Here is an 18,800-nt window from a genome sequence, read left to right on the forward strand (position 1 = left end):
TGATGTTAATCGTATTTTTAAGGTTAAAACCTAAGCTTAATATTGCTTAACGATAGCTCAAGTCGACGTTTTACTTTCGTCAAAGCGATTAAAAAGCGTATTGCCAGACTAATCCCAGTGTATCGAAATCATTCCCTATGCGTGTGATCACGCCCGTACTGGCATAAAGCTTCATACTATGATGTTGATTAAAGGCAAGTGAATACGTCAGTCCAAAACGTGAATTGTCCTCAGCATCATCAGCGTCAATTCCATTTTTGCTGGTTTCTCCGCCAACAAAGTAATTTCCACTCAATGACACCCATTGCCCTGGTCCTATACTGTATATGACATGAGCTTGAAACGTGTATTGTGCTTGTTTCTCAAGTGACACTTGATTGTAAAACTCATCATTATCACTATAGATTCGAATTGACGTCATGGCATCGTAATACCAATTACCCACTCGGTACGACATCCCTATTCCTGGTCTAAATACCCATTGATTGGCACCAGCGTTGATCAGTTTATCTTCATCATAGGTTCCTAATGGCAAGCTAAGTTGCAAACTTGAGCCAACAACTAATCCATCTTTAGATTTGGCAAAATCTTTCCTTTGTAATGCTTGTGCACCATAAAAATTCCAAGTCAGACGCATTTTAGGATCGCCATAACCACATCTGTCAGCTTCAACAATGTCGTTTTGATAATTCGCTGAGCCTGCCATACAAATGCGAGATAAGGACATATCAAATTTTGATGAACTACCCGCTAGCGCAAATGAGTGCGCATAACCAAGCACGGCAGCATCTAACGTTAAATGTGCATCTTTGAGTGGAACTGAAGGTGATGGCGATAAGGCCCCTTCTGAGTGCAGATAGCCCAGGGCTAGAAAATGCATGTCGATAGGGATATTGGTATAACTGCGAGGTTCAAGATCTTGGCTATACACTTGGGTATGCCAAAACAGCGCTGTAATGCCTAACAAACTTATTTTGCTAAACTTTGTAAGCAAAGTGAATGCACATCGATTAAATCGGGTTAATTCCTTCATAAATTACAAAGCATTTTCCATAATGACAGATATAAAACAGACTTACATAAGAAACAAAGACTTAAGTGATAGTCATTAACGTGGCAAATGTCACAAAACAAAATGCGGCACTGATTACCGCACTTTGTATAACATAAGGTGACTAACATAAGGTGACTAACATAAGGTGACTAACATAAGGTGGTTAACATAAAGTGACTATCATAAGGTGGCTAACATAAACCAAAGTCATTATTTGTTACGACTTATCAACGCCACCGCACGACTGCCTAACCACTAAATTAGTCGGAATTAATTGCGGTCCAACGTCCTTACCACGAATTAATTTCAAAAGACTTTCAACTAAAATTTCACCTGCCAGTTTAGTATTTTGTTTGACCGTGGTGAGCGCAGGGTTTGCAAAACTTGCAACCGGAATGTCATCATAACCAACAACGGCAATGTCTTCTGGTACATTAACGCCGCGCTGTTTAAGTGCTCTTATTGCACCAATGGCGATTAAATCACTGGCAGCAAAGATTGAATCGAATTGATGCCCGCTATCTAATAATTTCATTGCAGCATCAAAACCTGAGCTTTCAGTGCTAATGGCATCAAATTGACATTTTTTATTGAGTTTAATACCCGCTTTTTTTAGCGCTTCGGCATGACCTAAATAACGGTCTCGAAACTCAGGGCTATGCTCTGATGCATCCCCTAAAAAAGCAATATTCTTTAAGTTTAATGAGAGAATGTGCTCTGTGGCGATAACACCGCCTTGGTGATTATCACAACCGATGGACAGCACTTCTTTGTTATTATGTTCTGCCCCCCAAATAATAAAGTGGGTATTTTGTTCTAACAACTTTTGCAGCTTATGTTCATAGTCTACGTAGTCTCCGTAACCTAATAAAATAATCCCATCAGCTTTATTACTGTCTTCGTAATCTGCATGCCAATCACTCGAAAGCTGTTGAAATGAAACGAGTAAATCATACCCTTGCTGTGCAGTTGCACGGGTGATTGAACCAAGCATAGATAAAAAGAAAGGATTAATTAACGACTCATCGTTTGTGGGATCTTCACAAATTAACAGCGCTAAAGTATGGCTATTTTGGGTACGAAGATTACTGGCGTTTTTATCGACTTTGTAATTTAACTCTTTGGCAATAGCTTGAATACGTTGCCGCGTTTCCAAGTTTACAAGTGGACTATTTCTCAACGCTCTAGAAACAGTAGATTGAGATACGCCAGCACGGTATGCGATATCAATTGAGGTAGCTTTAGATGTCATTTTGCATCAGGCCTTTTTATAGTTATTTTAGATACTCACGTATTGTTTATACCTAAAATAACGCTTCTTTTCACCGTTTAATTTCTTTTATAATCCTAACTCACTCAGTAAGTCGTCAGCATCATCAGCAACCACGACTGCTGGGTCTTTTTTTGCAGTTGATTTATCAGCTTCGCCTTGTGTATTTCTGTGTGCTTCAATTAATGAGTCTGGGTCAAATTCTTCATCTAATTCAAACTCTTTTAATTTAATGAATTCAGTTTTATCCATCGCAAATTCTAAGTAAAAGATATGATTATCTGCCGTTTTGAACGACACTCTTCTTGATACTGCTTCATCTAAATTAGTATCAATCGATATAGTTAACTCTTTATTAATGGTCAACATTTTCGGCTGACTTTGACTGATAGATGTTTGTAATTCTTTAGACACAGTTTTAATGAAATCACCTAATATTTGATTCATTAACTCCCCCATGACATTACCAACGTCATCAGAGGTGTGTGAGAAAGCAAGCTCTGACTCTGGCATCCCCATATTTATCATGTATCGACGGTATATTTCTATTGCAGCTTCTTTGGAAAAGTTAATCACCACTAAACCAGAAAACCCGCCATCAAAAATTGAAAAACACCCTAGATCAGGCTTTAAACATGTACGTGTAATGTTTTGCACCATACCGGCATGGGTAACTTGACTGTCGCTAGTGCTTGAAAGAACGTGGGAAACCGAGTGACATAATTTGAGTAAAATATCATCTGTTGTAACAACTTGAACTGAATCCATAACAATGTATACCTAGTTTTTACTTTTCCCTCATTCTGAGGCTTAACGAGTAATAAATCAAAGCCTAAACATCTCATTATCAAAAATAAACAATCAAGCTAACAAGCGTTACACTAACAAGCTGATATTACGTATATTCTTTGCCGTTTATTTGTGGGCCAACTCCACTCAACATATGTATCTTTTTGTAAAAACCTTTCAATAGATCACATATCAACTATTAAACAGTTCTTTCTGGAACTGTTTCTGTCTATATTTGCGCAATACATTGAACTTACTCTCTTTAAGGACGAACATGATCGCTTTCCTCAGACAGTTAACTATCTTAAAGCGCCTGATCATAATGCTCGCCCTGGCAGCAATAGGAACCGTTTGCTTTGCCAGCTTTTCAATTAACGAACAATACAATAATTTAATTGCACAGAAGCAAGTTCAAATTGCTGCGCAAGTTAGCACCGCTACCTCAATGCTTAGCGCGCTATCAGCTGATTTACCCCAATCTGCTGACCAACAGCAACAACAAGACATTCTTAATATTATTTCTCAACTGCGTTATGGCTCCAACGACGCTTATGTTGTTATCAATGATCAAAATGTCATTATTAGCTTTCCTGAAAGTCCAAACCTAGAAGGCCGCTCTTTTGAGCAATATATTGCCGCTGATGGTAGTAAACCGTTTGCGCAACTGACCAGACAAGCTAAATCGACAACGACAAGTCACGTTGAATATAAAGATAATATTGCATCAACATCTGGCGTTGAAACTATTCTCGCAGGCGCCCAGTTCTACCCAGAATGGGGCTGGACAATTATTGCCCATGCCAGTGCGACCGACGTCATGGATAGCATGGGAAGTGTTGTTATCAATTATCTGATTATTATGATGTTGATTTCTATTCCTATCTTTACTTTCTTCTTATTACTAAATGTATCGATTACCTCCCCGATTAATGCAGCAATTGCAGCAATGGAGAATATTGCTAAAGGCGAAGGCGATTTATCACAGCGACTTGATAACAGTGGTAAGGATGAAGTGGCTAAAATGGCCGATGCGTTCAATGACTTTGTGATCAAAATTTCAGCCATGGTGTCGGATTTAAAACCACTTGGCCGTGATCTAGATAATGATGCACAACATTTATTAGTGGCTGTAGAAGAGTCGAATCAAAGCTCTGAGTTGATCCATAGTGAAACTCAAAGTGTTGCTACTGCGGTCAATGAAATGTTAGCGACTACCCATGATATGGCGCAAAACACTTATCAAGCCGCTGATGGTGCTAACAATGTTAAACAGCAAGCCGAGCAATCACACGCATTTATGCAGCAGACTGTGCATGAAACAGATCAGTTAGTAAATGAGTTAAAAAATGCAGAAAGCGCCACACATGACCTAGGCAAGTCTTCTGTAGAAATCAGTACAATACTAGATACCATTGGTGGTATTGCAGATCAAACCAACTTATTAGCACTAAATGCAGCAATTGAAGCCGCACGAGCAGGTGAATATGGCCGAGGTTTTGCTGTCGTTGCTGACGAAGTAAGAGCGTTAGCAACACGTACCCAAGCATCTACCAATGAAATTAATAAAATCATTACTGATATTCATAACGGCGTTGAGTCTGTTATCAAAAGTAATACTGAAACCCAGGAACAATCGATTCAATTGCAATCTAAGGCGTTACAGTCACAAGATGCCATGACTGAGATACTCGCCGTTATTGCTAATATCAGTGACATGAATACTCAGCTTGCCAGTGCCACAGAAGAGCAATCTCAAGTCACTGAAGAAATAAACCGCAACATTACCCGAATTTCTGAATTGACCGAAATAGCTGTAAAAACCAATGAAACAAACTCTGAAGCAGCGCAATCATTACAAACGATTAGCCAAACTGTTACTGAGACACTAGGTCAATTTAAAACCAGCTAATGTAATGACAACTAAATCCAAACGTATTAGTAATAAATAAGTCACCTTTCTATATCAGCAAGCGCCACATTGTGGCGTTAATGCTGGTATATCTCTTGTCGCTCTCCTAAATGACCTCGTAAAATTCATCTTCAAATAAGCCTTAACACGTAAAGCCTCTGTCAGCCTAAAAAGCTTTGCGGTATCATACTTCGCAAGCCCATTATTAAGAGTTACCTGTTGATGTACGAAAAGACTGTTACCATTATTGCCCCTCACGGAATTCACACACGACCTGCTGCATTATTAGTCAAAGCAGCAAAAAACTTTGACTGTGACGTCATTGTCGAATGTAATGGGAAACAAGCAAGCGCCAAAAGTCTATTTAAATTGCAAACTCTTGGCTTATATCAAGGCCAGTCGGTTAAGGTATTTGCTGAAGGAGAACAGGCAGAAACAGCGGTAGAAACCGTCTCTGAATTGCTAATTACACTCAGTTAACAGGATAGTTTATGGCTTTAACAGGAATCGTAGTGTCACCAGGAATTGCTTTTGGACAAGCAGTTCATATCAATTTGCATCATCAACATGTTGATTACCGATTACTGCCTGTTGCGTCAATTAAAAGTGAATGTGACAAAGCCATTAAAGCCATAGATTTTTTGGCAAAACACCTCAAGCATTGCCAAGTTAACCTTGATACTGAAAGCGACCATTTTCATCTAATTGATGCTGATATCATGCTATTAGAAGATGAAGATTTAGCTGATGAACTCACCCAATATATTACTCGATTTCGTTTCTCTGCCGTTGTTTCCATTGAACGGATTTTTGCGCAACATGCTGAAGAGCTAGCCAAGCTAGACGATCCTTATCTCGCTAACCGTAGTAATGATGTAATTTGTTTAGGTAAGCGATTAATGTCTGCCGTCAATGGTACGCTTCAATGGGATGTATCAAAACTCACTGATAATAGTATTTTGTTGGCTGAGGATATAACACCTGCAGAATTTGCCACCATTCCGCTTAACAAAATAAAAGGCATTGTGCTTAAAACTGGCGGGCTCACAAGCCACACCGCTATTTTGGCCAAAGCTGCGGGGATACCTGCGTTATTAAGTTGTCAATTCGATGACTATGACATTCAAGATGGTGCCCCGCTAATTTTAGACGCCTTTAGTGGTGAATTACATGTTAATCCCGTTGCTGAAACACAGCAGCAACTAGAGCAAAAAGCCACCGCAGAAAAAGAACGCCGAGAAGCACTTTTACATTATGTTGATAAACCCAGTGTCACCCGAGACGGCCACCCTGTCTGTTTGCTTGCCAACGTAAGTAGCATGAGTGATTTCACTCAGATAGAGCGCAGCGGCGCTGCTGGCGTTGGGTTATTTAGGACTGAGTTTTTACTTATGCAAGTCGACTCAGTTCCAGATGAAAAACAGCAGTTCAAACAATACTGCGATGCATTACATAGCTTAAATGGCAAGGTCCTTACCATACGTACCTTTGATATCGGAGCGGACAAAGAAATCCCTTGCCTTACTCAACAATATGAAGATAACCCGGCATTAGGCGTGCGTGGTATTCGGTATAGCTTACAGCACCAACACCTTTTTACGACTCAAATTAAAGCAGTACTTCGCGCAGCAAATCATGGACGTATTCGATTACTATTCCCAATGGTTAATCAAATTGAAGAGTTGGAGTTCGCGCTAGAATTAATTGATTGGTGCAAACAACAGTTAATTGAAGAAGAAAAAGGCTTTGGTGATCTTAATATCGGCATCATGGTTGAAACACCAGCAGCAGTGTTAAATTTACCGCATCTACTGCCACGACTTGATTTTGTTAGTATCGGTAGTAATGACTTAACCCAATATACTCTAGCAGCTGATCGCGGTAATCCCGTGCTAGTTAATGATTATCCGCCAGTTTCTCCAGCAATGATAAAGTTCATAAAAATGGCTGTAGACACCTGTAAAATACACCAAACAAAAGTGTGCCTTTGCGGCGAATTAGCCAGTGACACGAAATTAATTAGTTTACTCGTCGGTCTAGGAATTGATGAGCTCAGTGTTAATACTGCCAGCTTATTGGATGTAAAAGCGACCATTTGTAATGGTCAATACCAACAATTTTATCAGCAAGCCCAACAAGCATTAGGGTTTAGCCATATTGAACAACTTAATCAATTATTCAGCTAATTTGACTAATTTACTTGAAAACAATAATTATTGTTTATAAAAAAATCAGACAGCACTAGAATAAAACCATAATAACATTACAAAAAGAGGCTATATCTCATGGGATTTTTAAGCCGTATTCGCCGACTTATATCTGGGCAGCCGACCTTAACTGGCGGCATTGAAATTTTTGCGCCTGTTTCTGGCGACCTAGTAGACATTGAAAAAGTACCCGACGTAGTATTCGCTGAAAAGATTGTCGGTGATGGATTAGCAATTAACCCAACAGGCGAGCTAATTCTAGCGCCTATTGATGGCACAATTGGCAAAATTTTTGAAACTAATCATGCTTTCAGTATTGAGTCCCCTCAAGGGCTCGAATTATTTGTTCATTTTGGTGTCGGCACAGTAGAGCTTAGAGGCAATGGCTTTAAGCGACTCGCTGAAGAAGGACAACAAGTTAAAGTTGGCGATCCGATATTACAATTCGATTTAGACTACTTAACCGATCAAGTAGAGAGTCTACTTACCCCAGTTGTACTTGCCAACATGGAAGATATTCAATACTTAGTGAAAGCTCAAGGTCCTGTAACAGCTGGTAAAAGTGTCATTTTTACCGTTGAGCTTTAAATTCGATTTACATTGTAGATATGGGTTATAGCTAAAAACAGGCTTGCTTTAACCCATCATTGAACAGAGCGTAGTGCAATATCCAGCTATAGATGAAAAGCAATAATTGCATTGCGTAACAATAACTTAATTCAAGGAATACATTACCCCATGAGCAACAGTGTTATTTATGGTATTAAAAACTGCGATACAGTGCGTAAAGCACGTAAATGGCTAGAAGCAGAAAATCAGCCATTCACCTTCCATGACTTCCGCGAAGATGGTATCACAGCTGATATTATCAACCAGTGGTTTGAGCTAAGTGATTGGGAGCTACTGTTTAATAAACGTAGCACGAGTTTTAGAAATTTAACCGATGATCAAAAAGCCGATATTGATCAGCAAAAGGCGCTCGAGCTGATGCTGGAGTTTCCAACGCTAATTAAACGTCCTGTATTAATAACAAATAATAAAATATTAATCGGTTTCAAAGCTGCAGACTATCAAGCGTGGTTTAACTAATGACCCAGGAAGTACTTGAGCTCACTAAAGATTTACTCGCACGCCCGTCAGTAACGCCACTTGATGAAGGCTGTCAAACTTTGATGGCCGATAGGTTATCTGCTGTTGGTTTCAACATTGAATCAATGGTATTTGAAGACACCACCAACATGTGGGCAAGAAAAGGCACTAAAAGCCCCGTTTTTTGTTTTGCTGGACACACTGATGTTGTTCCCACAGGCGATTTAAATAAATGGCACACTCAACCATTTGAACCAACTGTCATCGATGATTATGTTCATGGTCGCGGCGCAGCCGATATGAAAGGATCATTAGCAGCTATGGTTATTGCTACAGAACGCTTTGTGGCAAAACACCCAGATCATAATGGCTCCATAGCTTTTTTAATTACCAGCGACGAAGAAGGTCCATTTATTAATGGTACAACTCGTGTCATTGATACCCTTGAAGCTCGTAATGAAAAAATTACTTGGTCACTGGTTGGTGAGCCTTCATCGACTCATAAGTTAGGTGATGTGGTTAAAAACGGTCGTCGTGGTAGTTTAACCGGTAATTTAACGGTGAAAGGGATTCAAGGACACGTTGCCTACCCTCACCTTGCTGATAACCCTATTCATAAAGCCTCACCAGCACTTGCTGAACTCGCGCAAATGCATTGGGATAACGGTAATGAATTTTTCCCACCAACCAGTTTTCAAATAGCAAATATTAACGGCGGTACAGGCGCATCTAATGTTATCCCTGGTGATTTACAGGTGATGTTTAACTTCAGATACTCAACTGAAGTCACAGCCGATGAATTAATCAAACGTGTACTAAACATACTTGACGCCCATGGGCTCGATTATGATATCGATTGGGTATTTAATGGTCTTCCTTTCCTGACTGGGGATGGCCCATTGCTGGACGCAACGAAAGACGCTATTTTTGAAGTCACAGGCTATGAAACCGACCCGCAAACTTCAGGTGGCACCTCAGATGGCCGATTCATCGCCCCCACGGGTGCTCAAGTTATTGAATTAGGCCCGGTAAATGCGACAATTCATAAAGTGAATGAGTGTGTAAAAATCTCAGATCTTGAACTATTGGCCAAATGTTACGAGTCTATTCTGGAAAAGCTCCTTTGCTAACCTCTTCGCTCAAAAGTATTGCTCATCCGGCTCTTTATGGGCTGGATGCTGAGCATCTTGTCTCTTTTGATCAATTTCTGCTAACTCAAAAAACAGCTGCAGCTTTTCAGCGGTTACAAAAGCATGCGGCAGATTCAGGTATTAATATTCAAATCTGCTCCGCCTATCGTGATTTTAATAGGCAAATGGCAATTTGGAATGCTAAAGCTCATGGTAAACGAGTACTACTCGATATTAATAACCAACCTATTGATAGCAAATGTCTTTCAGAAAATGAACTCATAGATTGTATTTTAACCTGGTCAGCCTTGCCTGGTGCCTCCCGCCATCATTGGGGGACTGATATCGATATATTTGATGCCAACAATATCCAAAAAGCTGACTTAGCTTTGATTACGGATGAATATACGGGCAATGGACCATGTGCTCAGTTAGCCAGTTGGTTAACGCAACAAGCCCATGAGTTTGGTTTCTACCTACCGTACCAGCCTAATAAGAGTGGTGTTAGCCCAGAGCCTTGGCATTTAAGTTATTATCCAGAATCGTCGCAATTTATGTCACATTATCAGGTAGAATCTTTAAGACAGCTCTTGTCTCAATCAGAAATCGCTTTACAATCTGCGCTACTTAAAAGACTAGATAAACTTGTAGAAGAATATGTTTTTTACGTTGCGCAGCCGCCAAATCAATAACCATTGATAATGTTTATTGATTCCAGTAACGATAGCTGCTCATGGCCGTATTCAAATAACCAAACACTATCGCTAAAAACATCGAGAACCACATGACAAAGCCGCTACATGACTTAACTGCCACAATTGATGGCCAATCTATGTATTACTCAGATAGTGATAAACACAATACAGATTCACAACCTATTGTATTCATTCATGGCTTTTTAACAGACAGTAGTATGTGGCAAGCTCAAATCGATGCGCTTAAATCACAACATCGGTGTATCGCCATTGATTTATGGTCACATGGTCAATCAGATCCTATGCCTAAGGGAACAACATCACTGGTCACCATCGCTGAGCAATGTTTATCACTGTTATCATCACTTGGCCTTAACCAGTTCAGATTAGTTGCTAACGGTTCAGGTTGTGCAATTGCCGCAGAGATGGCATTGATATCGCCCACATCAGTTACAAAAATGGTGATGGCGAACGGCTTTATTGGTTTTGAGCCACAAGTTAACTGCATCAAATATCAGCAATGGATTGATCAAATTAGTCAACAACAAAGCTGCTCTAAAGAGATGGCTGACCTTATTACAGAGCAGTATTTCGCTAATCTTGCAATTGAGAGCCATAACAATAAAGCGAGTCATTCGGATAATAGCAGTGATGCAAACACGAATAACTCATTAACCCCAGAAAGGTTTTCTCAAGCGCTTCAAAATCTCAGCCCAAAGAACATTGCTGAACTTGCATTGATGGCGCCACTTTTTTTATACAAGCGAGACACACTCGAGTTAGCGGAGCAATTAACTTTGCCTTGCCTCATTTTAGTTGGCGAGCAAAACAAGTTAAGAACAGTTTTAGAAGCTTACTTGATGCAGGATTGCATTACAGGAAGTACCTTAAAACAACTTACTGCAGCAGGTCACTTAGCAAATGTTGAACAGGCTGCCATGGTAAATCAACATTTGATCAATTTTTTCGAAAGCTAACCTAACGGTTAGTCTTGTACGCTAGTGCCTCACACTCGTCAATCAATGACAAATAGGCTTAAGAACTCAGCTGTAGTGGCTGAGTTCGCTATTTCTAAATCAGTATTCTCAATCTATTACGAATGGATAGACCAGCATAACAATAAATACTGATATACTCTAAAAATGATATTAATCAGACAGTTTACGAATCTGAATTAGCATACTTTTATTTATTAGGGTCTACCAAACACGATGAAATTACTTAAACCACTTTTTGATAATAACCGCCGCTGGGCCGAACGCATTAACGAAGAAGACCCTGAATTCTTTAAACAGCTAGCACAACAACAGAGCCCTGAATATTTGTGGATAGGTTGTTCTGATAGCCGTGTTCCATCAAATCAAATTATTGACCTAATGCCAGGCGAAGTCTTTGTTCATCGTAATATCGCTAACATGGTCATTCACACCGACTTAAACTGTTTGTCAGTTATTCAATATGCGGTTGAAGTACTAAAAGTCAAACATATCATGGTGGTAGGTCATTACGGTTGTGGTGGTGTTAAAGCATCAATGACTACTGAGCGCTTTGGTTTAATTGATAACTGGTTGGGACATTTAAAAGATATTTATCGTATTCACCGTAGCGATTTAGAGCAGCTTGATGACGAAAAACGATTCGACAGATTGTGCGAATTAAATGTGATGGAACAAGTCGCCAATGTCAGTAGCACCTCAATTGTTCAAGATGCATGGGATCGTGGTCAAGAACTGGCTATTCACGGCTGGATCTACGGCATTAATAATGGATTATTGACTGATTTAGATGTCACGGTATCAAGTGAGCATGCTGACAATAAAGCCTAATAATCAATCATACAGCAAACTCAACGTCCATTTACACATTTGCAATAATAGGTATATGGACTTGTTTGCCTGTTATTTAACCCTCTCGTATCGCTAGATACTCAATAAACCCCTTCAAATTTGTCATCTTTAGCTATTATTGAACAACATCAATCTTTAATAACGCCGGTTAAATATTAATCGAAATAGAGAAGGTTTAGCTGTTTATGCATTCTTGGGCAAGTAAACTCACCTACTTCGCTCAGATAAGGTCATATTGTTAATGCATTTAGTTGCCTAACACAGTTATAATCTTCGGGTTTATTTAGCGCGACCTCGCGCACTGCATTTTTTAGGAGATAATTTCCATGCCAGGTTTTGAATTATTTGGACCAGAGGAAAAGCAAGAAGTCGCTGACGTGATGGAAAACGGTTTTACCTTTCGCTACAACTTCGATCACATGCGTAATGATCGTTGGAAAACACGTGAAATGGAAGCGCTTCTTTGTGAAAAGATGAACGCAAAACATGCGCATCTTGTTTCTAGTGGTACCGCTGCATTACAAACGGCAATGGCTGCTGCAGGTATTGGCGCAGGCGACGAAGTTATTGTTCCACCGTTTACTTTTGTTGCATCTGTAGAAGCAGTATTTATGGCTGGTGCCGTACCTATTTTCGCTGAAATTGATGAAACACTATGTCTATCACCAGAAGGCATTGAAGCTGCAATTACTCCACGCACTAAAGCAATTAACCTTGTTCATATGTGTGGTTCTATGGCTAAAATGGATGAAATTTTAGCGGTATGTAAAAAACATAACCTAGTGATCCTTGAAGATGCATGTCAAGCTATCGGCGGCAGCTACAAAGGTAAAGCATTAGGCACAATCGGAGATGTTGGTTGTTATTCATTTGATTCTGTTAAAACCATCACCTGTGGTGAAGGCGGCGCTATCATGACTAACAATGAAACCATCTATAACCATGCGCACATGTTCTCAGATCACGGTCATGACCATGTTGGTAATGATCGCGGCGCTGAAGGCCACCCTATCATGGGACTGAACTTCCGCATCTCAGAAATGAACTCAGCGATGGGTCTGGCACAGCTTCGTAAGCTTGATAAAATTATTGATATCCAGCGTACTAATAAAAAGCTAATCAAAGATGCAATGGCCGAAATTCCTGAAGTCACATTCCGAGAAATCCCTGATCCTGAAGGTGACTCAGCAGGTTTCTTAACCTTCTTAATGCCGACCGAAGAGCGCACAATTGAAATCAACAAGAAGTTAGCAGAGAACGGCGTTGATGGTTGTTTCTATTGGTATGTTAACAACTGGCACTACTTAAACAACTGGAAGCATATTCAAGAGCTTAAATCGCCAGCTGCTTTACCGATCACATTAATTCAAGATCGTCCAGATTACACTAAAGTGGAAACGCCAAAGTCTGATGCAATCATGAGCCGTACTATCTCTATGTTAATCAAGTTATCTTGGACAGAAGAAGAAATTGCTCAACGTATTGAAAACATCAAGCGTGCTTTTGCATAATTAATCCTACTCTTTCTATTGAGCTAAAGCTTACCAAGCAAGTAATAGCTCAATAGTACTTTTTACAGTACTAATCTCAACGGAGAATGTTGTAATGAGTTTCAAAAATTTTAAGTGTGTGCCAAAAATGATTTTTGGTCGCGGTTCTTTTGCTCAACTTGATGCCGTACTTGCAGAAGAGCGTAAAGAAGCTAACGATTTCGTGGTTTTTTTAGTTGATGATGTGCATCAAGATAAGTCACTTGCAGGCCGTGTCCCTGCAAAGGACCATGATTTATTAATCTACGTGAATGTAGATGATGAACCGACAACGAAACAAGTTGATGACTTAACCGCACAAGTTCAAGCATTTAATTCGAAAGCACCTGTAAGTGTGATTGGTTTAGGTGGTGGTTCAACACTTGATTTAGCTAAAGCTGTGTCACTTATGCTGACCAATGAAGGCGGTAGTGCTGAATACCAAGGTTGGGATTTAATTAAGAACCCTGCTATTCATCATATTGGTATTCCAACTGTATCAGGTACTGGTGCAGAAGCATCACGTACAGCTGTACTTTGTGGTCCAGTACGTAAGTTAGGTTTGAACTCAGATTACACTGTGTTTGACCAAATTATCATGGATTCAGAGTTAATTGCTGGTGTACCAACTGATCAATGGTTCTACACAGGCATGGATTGTTATATCCATTGTGTTGAGTCATTAGAAGGCACTTACTTAAATGAATTTGCTAAAGCATTTGCTGAAAAATCAATGGATTTATGCCGCGAAGTGTTCTTAGACAATCATGAAGAAAAAGATGACAAACTCATGATGGCTTCATACATGGGTGGCATGAGCATCGCATACAGCCAAGTAGGTGCATGTCATGCGGTATCATATGGTCTAGGTTACGTGTTGGGTTACCATCACGGTATAGGTAACTGTTTAGCATTTGACGTACTTGAAGAGTTTTACCCTGAAGGCGTTAAAGAGTTCCGTAAAATGATGGAAGTTCACAACATCACTTTACCTAAGAATATCTGTAAAGACTTACCAGATGAAACCATTGCTAAAATGGTTGCTGTAACTAAGAGCATGGGTCCATTATGGGACAATGTTTATGGCGAAGGCTGGGAAGAGAAAGTAACAGACGAAATGCTGACTAAACTTTTCCGTCGTATTTAATCGGCCCCCTCGCTATAATTAAGGGCTCTTTTGAGCCCTTTTGTTTATCGAATAATGATAAGTAGGTTTTTTTAATGAAAGTTACCCTTTTAATCCCTGCTAGATATGGTTCTAGCCGTTTTCCTGGCAAACCACTAGCACCTATTAATGGTAAGCCAATGATCCAGCACGTTTTTGAGCGAGCATCATTAGCCAAAGGATTAGATAATATTTACGTTGCGACAGATGACGACCGTATCAAAGAAGCGGTTGAATCATTTGGTGGACAAGTCGTCATGACAAGCCCAGAAGCTGCGTCGGGTACTGACCGTATCAATGATGCCATTAGTCAATTGGGTCTTGATGATGACGATTTAGTCATTAACCTTCAAGGTGATCAACCGCTAATTGATCCTATTTCAATTGAACAAATCATTAGCTTGTTTGAACGTCACCCAGGTGAGTTTGAAATGGCGACTTTAGGTTTTGAAATCATCGATAAGCAAGAAAGAGATGACCCACTTCACGTGAAGATGGTATTCGACAATGAGTTTAATGCCTTGTATTTCTCTCGATCTTGTATTCCGTTTGGTCGAGATACAGACGACTATCCAGTATACAAGCATTTAGGCGTATATGCTTACACTCGCCGTTTTGTAAATGCTTTTGCGAAGCTTCCTCTAGGTAGATTAGAAGACTTAGAGAAATTAGAGCAACTTCGAGCGCTTGAGTACGGTCACAAGATTAAGGTTGCAATCAGTGCATTTGATTCGCCTGAAGTAGATACGCCTGAAGATATTCGTAAATGTGAACAACGTTTAGCTGTTGATTAACTGAACATCAAAATTTGAGGCAACTATGGATTTATCTGGATTAGAAGTTTGGATCATTATCATTTTGGTGGTTGGTATTATTGCGAGTAATTTAGCCGTATTGAAATACAGTGCTAAATTTAAAATGCCGCAGTTTGGCGATCCTAAAAAGCCTACTGACAGCCAAGGCAAATCTAACACTGAGCATTCAGCATCAGATTCAGAGACTCAAAAAGATAAGTAATATTATCTTCACTATCAGTAAAAGTATCCCAAGAAAAAGGTGACATTATGTCACCTTTTTTATATTCGATTGTTAAGGCCGTTATGAGTGCAAACACGTTGGCTCAATCGGCCTTGACTATGGGTTCGCTTTCAGCAGGCTGGCTGTCTGGCCAAGCATTAATAACCGCTTTAACTAGCGATGCTAATGGAATCGCAAAAAAGACTCCCCAAACACCCCATAAGCCTCCAAAAACCAACACCGCGGCAATAATAAGTACAGGATGTAAATCAACAGCATCTGAGAACAATATAGGTACTAAGACATTACCATCAAGCGCCTGAATAATTCCATAACCAATCATCACATAACCAAATTCAGGGCTCACACCCCACTGAACAAAAGCGACAAGTGCAATGGGTAAAGTCACTAAAGTGGCGCCAACGTAAGGAATTAACACTGATAATCCTGTTAACACACCTAAAAGTGCTGAATACCTCAAGCCCATAACGGCAAAAAAGATATAACTCACTGCCCCAACAATGACAATTTCAATCACTTTACCGCGGATATAATTAAAGATTTGCTGATCCATTTCAAACCAGACTTTACGTGCTAAATCGCGGTTATTAGGGAAAAATCGTTTGCTGCTTTTAATCAGTTGTTCTTTGTCTTTTAAAAAGAAGAACACAAGTAAAGGAACTAAAATGACGTACACCATTAACACAAGTAAAGATGCTGAATAGCCCAGAAGTTGCTTACCGATATCCAGCAAGTGCTGAGTATCCAGTAGTTTTTTAAGCTCAATCACCATCGCATCAATTTGTTCAATACTGATGTATTGTGGGTACTTTTCACTCAGTGACACTAAAGATTGCATGCCTGTATCAATCATTACAGGTAAATCAGTGGCTAAAGCGATACCTTGTCGCCATAGACTTGGCACTAAACCAAATGCGATCAACACCATCAAGCCGATAAATAAAACTAAAATTAACGAGGCGCCAACACTTCGATTAATGCCAAAACGAGAAATTTGAGCCACTGGCCACTCAAGCAAAAACGCTAAAACTAATGCGACCAATAAAGGCGCTAGCAAGCCACCAGCAAAATACAGTAGTAATCCAATTCCAAGTAAGATAAACAAAAGCGTGATAGCTTGTGGGTCACTGAATCTCGCTTTATACCAATCGCCTAAATAAGAGAGCATGTAAAATACCTAAAAAAATGTCGCACTTTGAATTCACTATTTAATGATATTAAGTTAACTATACACATAATTAAACTTAGAAAGTGTTTCCTTTCGTAATGACCATCGATAGCTTTTTTGGGTTATCATCAGTAATCTCAACCTGATGACCAATTTTTTTTAAAAATGGCGGAACATCTCGACGTGAACCAGAGTCAGAGATACTAATCCCGAGCAATTCTCCAGGCTGCATTTTTTTTAATGCGAGCTTGATTTGCACTAAAGGATAAGGACAATGATGAGCAGTTAAATCAATAATTTTCATTCTAAACTTGCTTTACATATTCTCTGGCTATTATCCTAGCAAGGAAGATAAACCACAAGCCAAACTGTGTGAGTATTATTGTCATTTTACACACCACCCTATTGAAATAATTATAATAAAGGTTTCATTTGCGCAAATTATCGTTTTCTCAGTTTTCCAAAGGTGTTATCACTACTGCAGTCTCCTTAGTACTGACGGCAGGAGTTGCGAAAAGTTTCGCCAATAATGACCTTCCAGATCTTGGCACTGCCGCAGTTAATACCTTCAGCCTTGAAAAAGAAATGATATATGGCGATGCCTACATGCGTGTCATTCGTTCTTCGGCGCCAGTTATTAGTGATCCTGTCTTAAATCAATACCTATCAGAGCTAGGAAATAAGCTAGTTGCGCACGCAACAGGGGTAAAAACCCCTTTCTATTTCTTTTTACTGAGAAATGATGAAATTAACGCGTTCGCTTTTTTTGGTGGTCATGTTGGGGTTCATACAGGACTATTTTTACATGCCGATACAGAAAGTGAGCTAGCCTCGGTTCTTGCCCATGAAATAACTCACGTAACCCAACGACATTTAGCTCGGTCATTAGAAGCTCAAGACAAAAGCTCAACAGCAACAATTGTTGGTATGTTAGGCGCTATTTTATTAACAATTGCTGCCCCACAAGCAGGTATGGCAGCACTAGCAACCACGCAAGCATTATCGACTCAAGCTCGAATTAACTTTACTCGATTACATGAGCGTGAAGCAGATAGAATCGGCATGCAAATTTTAGCTGATGCAGGCTTTGACCCTAACGGCGCTTCTGATTTTTTCTCAAAGCTGGCCATTCGATATCGTTTTACGAGTACGCCACCACAAATGTTGCTTACTCACCCATTACCTGAATCTCGGATCACGGATGCTCGAAATCGTGCAGCGCAATATCCTCATCGCTATATTCCAGATCAGCTTAATTACCAACTAGCAAAAGCAAGAATACAGGTTAGATTTTCAAATTACAGCGACCAAGCCGCAATGTCTTTATTTGATGATCAATTGCGTAAAAAGACCTACACATTTAAGAGTGCTGCTGAGTATGGTAAAGCACTGGCTTTATTCAGAGTTAAACGTTTTGACGAAGCAGAGCAGATCATTGATAAATTATTAGAACAAGATAAAAATAACTTGTTCTATATCGATACCAAAACCGATTTATTGGCACAAAAAGACGATTATGATGAAGCCATTGCAATGCTTAATCATCACCTTAAATTAAAACCAACATCGTCAGTCATTGCTGCCAATTTAGCGAATATTTATGTAGAAGCCGATCAACCTAGAAAAGCAATTCCTTTGTTAGAAGATTTAATTTTCCTCGACAAACAAAATACCTTGCCTTATCAAATCATGACACAGGCTTATCGTAAATTAGGTAATAAAGCCCTAGAACACTACAGCAATGCAGAAGCCATGGCACTTGCAGCAAATTATGATGGCGCCATAGACCAGCTTAATTATGCTTATCGTCATTCAGAGGGGCAAGCTTTACAGATTGCCAGAATTGAAGCTCGCATTAGGCAATTTAGACAAGCTAAACGCTCATTAGACGCATTAAAATAACCGCTAAA

19 protein-coding genes are annotated in these 18,800 nt (G+C 39.7%); 14 read left to right on the forward strand and 5 right to left on the reverse strand.

Translation table 11 applies throughout. The annotated features are described in order from the left end of the window. Window positions 1-88 precede the first annotated feature (88 nt). The 3 genes from J8L86_RS03845 to J8L86_RS03855 all read right to left on the reverse strand — a co-directional run bounded on the left by J8L86_RS03845 (window position 89) and on the right by J8L86_RS03855 (window position 3,092). Window positions 89-967 carry a transporter gene (locus J8L86_RS03845; protein WP_225442238.1) on the reverse strand — a complete coding sequence of 293 codons (879 nt, stop codon included), beginning with the start codon at window positions 965-967 and terminating at the stop codon, window positions 89-91. Window positions 968-1,271: 304 nt separating this feature from the next. Further along, window positions 1,272-2,306 (reverse strand): LacI family DNA-binding transcriptional regulator, encoded by a 1,035-nt coding sequence (locus tag J8L86_RS03850; RefSeq protein ID WP_055026008.1) that lies wholly within the window; start codon window positions 2,304-2,306, stop codon window positions 1,272-1,274. Window positions 2,307-2,393: 87 nt separating this feature from the next. Further along, entirely contained in the window at window positions 2,394-3,092 is a 699-nt protein-coding gene (locus tag J8L86_RS03855; protein WP_055026007.1) for a DUF3334 family protein, read from the reverse strand. Window positions 3,093-3,387: 295 nt separating this feature from the next. Between J8L86_RS03855 and J8L86_RS03860 the strand changes: the two genes are divergently transcribed. The 13 genes from J8L86_RS03860 to J8L86_RS03920 all read left to right on the forward strand — a co-directional run bounded on the left by J8L86_RS03860 (window position 3,388) and on the right by J8L86_RS03920 (window position 15,701). After that, window positions 3,388-5,022, forward strand: a complete 1,635-nt coding sequence (locus tag J8L86_RS03860; protein WP_211028804.1) for a methyl-accepting chemotaxis protein — start codon at window positions 3,388-3,390, stop codon at window positions 5,020-5,022. 222 nt (window positions 5,023-5,244) lie between these two features. Continuing rightward, a complete protein-coding gene (locus J8L86_RS03865) occupies window positions 5,245-5,502 on the forward strand; it encodes an HPr family phosphocarrier protein (RefSeq protein WP_211028806.1) in 258 nt (85 codons plus the stop codon). A gap of 11 nt (window positions 5,503-5,513) precedes the next feature. Continuing rightward, window positions 5,514-7,208, forward strand: coding sequence for a phosphoenolpyruvate--protein phosphotransferase (gene ptsP / locus J8L86_RS03870; protein WP_211028808.1), 1,695 nt, complete (start codon window positions 5,514-5,516; stop codon window positions 7,206-7,208). A 99-nt stretch (window positions 7,209-7,307) separates the two neighbouring features. Further along, window positions 7,308-7,817: a PTS glucose transporter subunit IIA gene (gene crr / locus J8L86_RS03875; protein WP_065107979.1), complete on the forward strand. Its 510-nt coding sequence runs from the start codon at window positions 7,308-7,310 to the stop codon at window positions 7,815-7,817. A gap of 150 nt (window positions 7,818-7,967) precedes the next feature. Further along, entirely contained in the window at window positions 7,968-8,318 is a 351-nt protein-coding gene (locus J8L86_RS03880) for an ArsC family reductase (RefSeq protein WP_065107978.1), read from the forward strand. Continuing rightward, window positions 8,318-9,448 (forward strand): succinyl-diaminopimelate desuccinylase, encoded by a 1,131-nt coding sequence (dapE, locus tag J8L86_RS03885; protein WP_211028810.1) that lies wholly within the window; start codon window positions 8,318-8,320, stop codon window positions 9,446-9,448. The genes J8L86_RS03880 and dapE overlap by 1 nt, the downstream gene beginning before the upstream one ends. Then, entirely contained in the window at window positions 9,442-10,140 is a 699-nt protein-coding gene (locus J8L86_RS03890; RefSeq protein WP_065107976.1) for a M15 family metallopeptidase, read from the forward strand. Before dapE ends, J8L86_RS03890 begins: the two co-directional genes overlap by 7 nt. Window positions 10,141-10,232: 92 nt before the next feature. Next, window positions 10,233-11,120 (forward strand): alpha/beta hydrolase, encoded by an 888-nt coding sequence (locus tag J8L86_RS03895; protein ID WP_211028812.1) that lies wholly within the window; start codon window positions 10,233-10,235, stop codon window positions 11,118-11,120. Window positions 11,121-11,354: 234 nt separating this feature from the next. Beyond that, window positions 11,355-11,969: a carbonate dehydratase gene (gene can, locus J8L86_RS03900; protein ID WP_055025998.1), complete on the forward strand. Its 615-nt coding sequence runs from the start codon at window positions 11,355-11,357 to the stop codon at window positions 11,967-11,969. A gap of 347 nt (window positions 11,970-12,316) precedes the next feature. Then, entirely contained in the window at window positions 12,317-13,501 is a 1,185-nt protein-coding gene (gene kdnA / locus J8L86_RS03905; protein ID WP_055025997.1) for an 8-amino-3,8-dideoxy-alpha-D-manno-octulosonate transaminase KdnA, read from the forward strand. Between the two features lie 94 nt (window positions 13,502-13,595). Further along, window positions 13,596-14,666 (forward strand): 3-deoxy-alpha-D-manno-octulosonate 8-oxidase KdnB, encoded by a 1,071-nt coding sequence (gene kdnB / locus J8L86_RS03910; RefSeq protein WP_211028819.1) that lies wholly within the window; start codon window positions 13,596-13,598, stop codon window positions 14,664-14,666. Window positions 14,667-14,740: 74 nt separating this feature from the next. Then, a complete protein-coding gene (gene kdsB / locus J8L86_RS03915) occupies window positions 14,741-15,478 on the forward strand; it encodes an 8-amino-3,8-dideoxy-manno-octulosonate cytidylyltransferase KdsB (protein ID WP_055025995.1) in 738 nt (245 codons plus the stop codon). Between the two features lie 25 nt (window positions 15,479-15,503). Continuing rightward, on the forward strand, window positions 15,504-15,701 hold the full coding sequence (locus tag J8L86_RS03920; RefSeq protein ID WP_211028821.1) for a DUF2897 family protein: 198 nt from the start codon (window positions 15,504-15,506) through the stop codon (window positions 15,699-15,701). 103 nt (window positions 15,702-15,804) lie between these two features. Here the strand turns inward: J8L86_RS03920 and J8L86_RS03925 are convergent, their stop codons facing one another. Then, window positions 15,805-16,890, reverse strand: a complete 1,086-nt coding sequence (locus J8L86_RS03925; RefSeq protein WP_055025993.1) for an AI-2E family transporter — start codon at window positions 16,888-16,890, stop codon at window positions 15,805-15,807. Between the two features lie 76 nt (window positions 16,891-16,966). After that, complete coding sequence (locus tag J8L86_RS03930; RefSeq protein WP_055025992.1) at window positions 16,967-17,194, reverse strand: sulfurtransferase TusA family protein; 228 nt, start codon at window positions 17,192-17,194, stop codon at window positions 16,967-16,969. A 167-nt stretch (window positions 17,195-17,361) separates the two neighbouring features. Between J8L86_RS03930 and J8L86_RS03935 the strand changes: the two genes are divergently transcribed. Next, entirely contained in the window at window positions 17,362-18,792 is a 1,431-nt protein-coding gene (locus J8L86_RS03935; RefSeq protein ID WP_348772645.1) for a M48 family metalloprotease, read from the forward strand. The last annotated feature ends 8 nt before the right edge of the window (window positions 18,793-18,800 follow it).

Source organism: Shewanella sp. MMG014, from assembly GCF_018100775.1.
GTDB classification, from domain to species: domain Bacteria; phylum Pseudomonadota; class Gammaproteobacteria; order Enterobacterales; family Shewanellaceae; genus Shewanella; species Shewanella japonica.

Coding starts and splice junctions, on each gene's coding strand:
- can (WP_055025998.1), top strand. CDS start 11,355: ATGAAATTACTTAAACCACTTTTTGATAATAACCGCCGCTGGGCCGAA.
- J8L86_RS03895 (WP_211028812.1), top strand. CDS start 10,233: ATGACAAAGCCGCTACATGACTTAACTGCCACAATTGATGGCCAATCT.
- kdnA (WP_055025997.1), top strand. CDS start 12,317: ATGCCAGGTTTTGAATTATTTGGACCAGAGGAAAAGCAAGAAGTCGCT.
- J8L86_RS03930 (WP_055025992.1), bottom strand. CDS start 17,194: ATGAAAATTATTGATTTAACTGCTCATCATTGTCCTTATCCTTTAGTG.
- J8L86_RS03880 (WP_065107978.1), top strand. CDS start 7,968: ATGAGCAACAGTGTTATTTATGGTATTAAAAACTGCGATACAGTGCGT.
- kdnB (WP_211028819.1), top strand. CDS start 13,596: ATGAGTTTCAAAAATTTTAAGTGTGTGCCAAAAATGATTTTTGGTCGC.
- J8L86_RS03855 (WP_055026007.1), bottom strand. CDS start 3,092: ATGGATTCAGTTCAAGTTGTTACAACAGATGATATTTTACTCAAATTA.
- J8L86_RS03860 (WP_211028804.1), top strand. CDS start 3,388: ATGATCGCTTTCCTCAGACAGTTAACTATCTTAAAGCGCCTGATCATA.
- J8L86_RS03865 (WP_211028806.1), top strand. CDS start 5,245: ATGTACGAAAAGACTGTTACCATTATTGCCCCTCACGGAATTCACACA.
- kdsB (WP_055025995.1), top strand. CDS start 14,741: ATGAAAGTTACCCTTTTAATCCCTGCTAGATATGGTTCTAGCCGTTTT.
- J8L86_RS03920 (WP_211028821.1), top strand. CDS start 15,504: ATGGATTTATCTGGATTAGAAGTTTGGATCATTATCATTTTGGTGGTT.
- ptsP (WP_211028808.1), top strand. CDS start 5,514: ATGGCTTTAACAGGAATCGTAGTGTCACCAGGAATTGCTTTTGGACAA.
- dapE (WP_211028810.1), top strand. CDS start 8,318: ATGACCCAGGAAGTACTTGAGCTCACTAAAGATTTACTCGCACGCCCG.
- J8L86_RS03850 (WP_055026008.1), bottom strand. CDS start 2,306: ATGACATCTAAAGCTACCTCAATTGATATCGCATACCGTGCTGGCGTA.
- J8L86_RS03925 (WP_055025993.1), bottom strand. CDS start 16,890: ATGCTCTCTTATTTAGGCGATTGGTATAAAGCGAGATTCAGTGACCCA.
- crr (WP_065107979.1), top strand. CDS start 7,308: ATGGGATTTTTAAGCCGTATTCGCCGACTTATATCTGGGCAGCCGACC.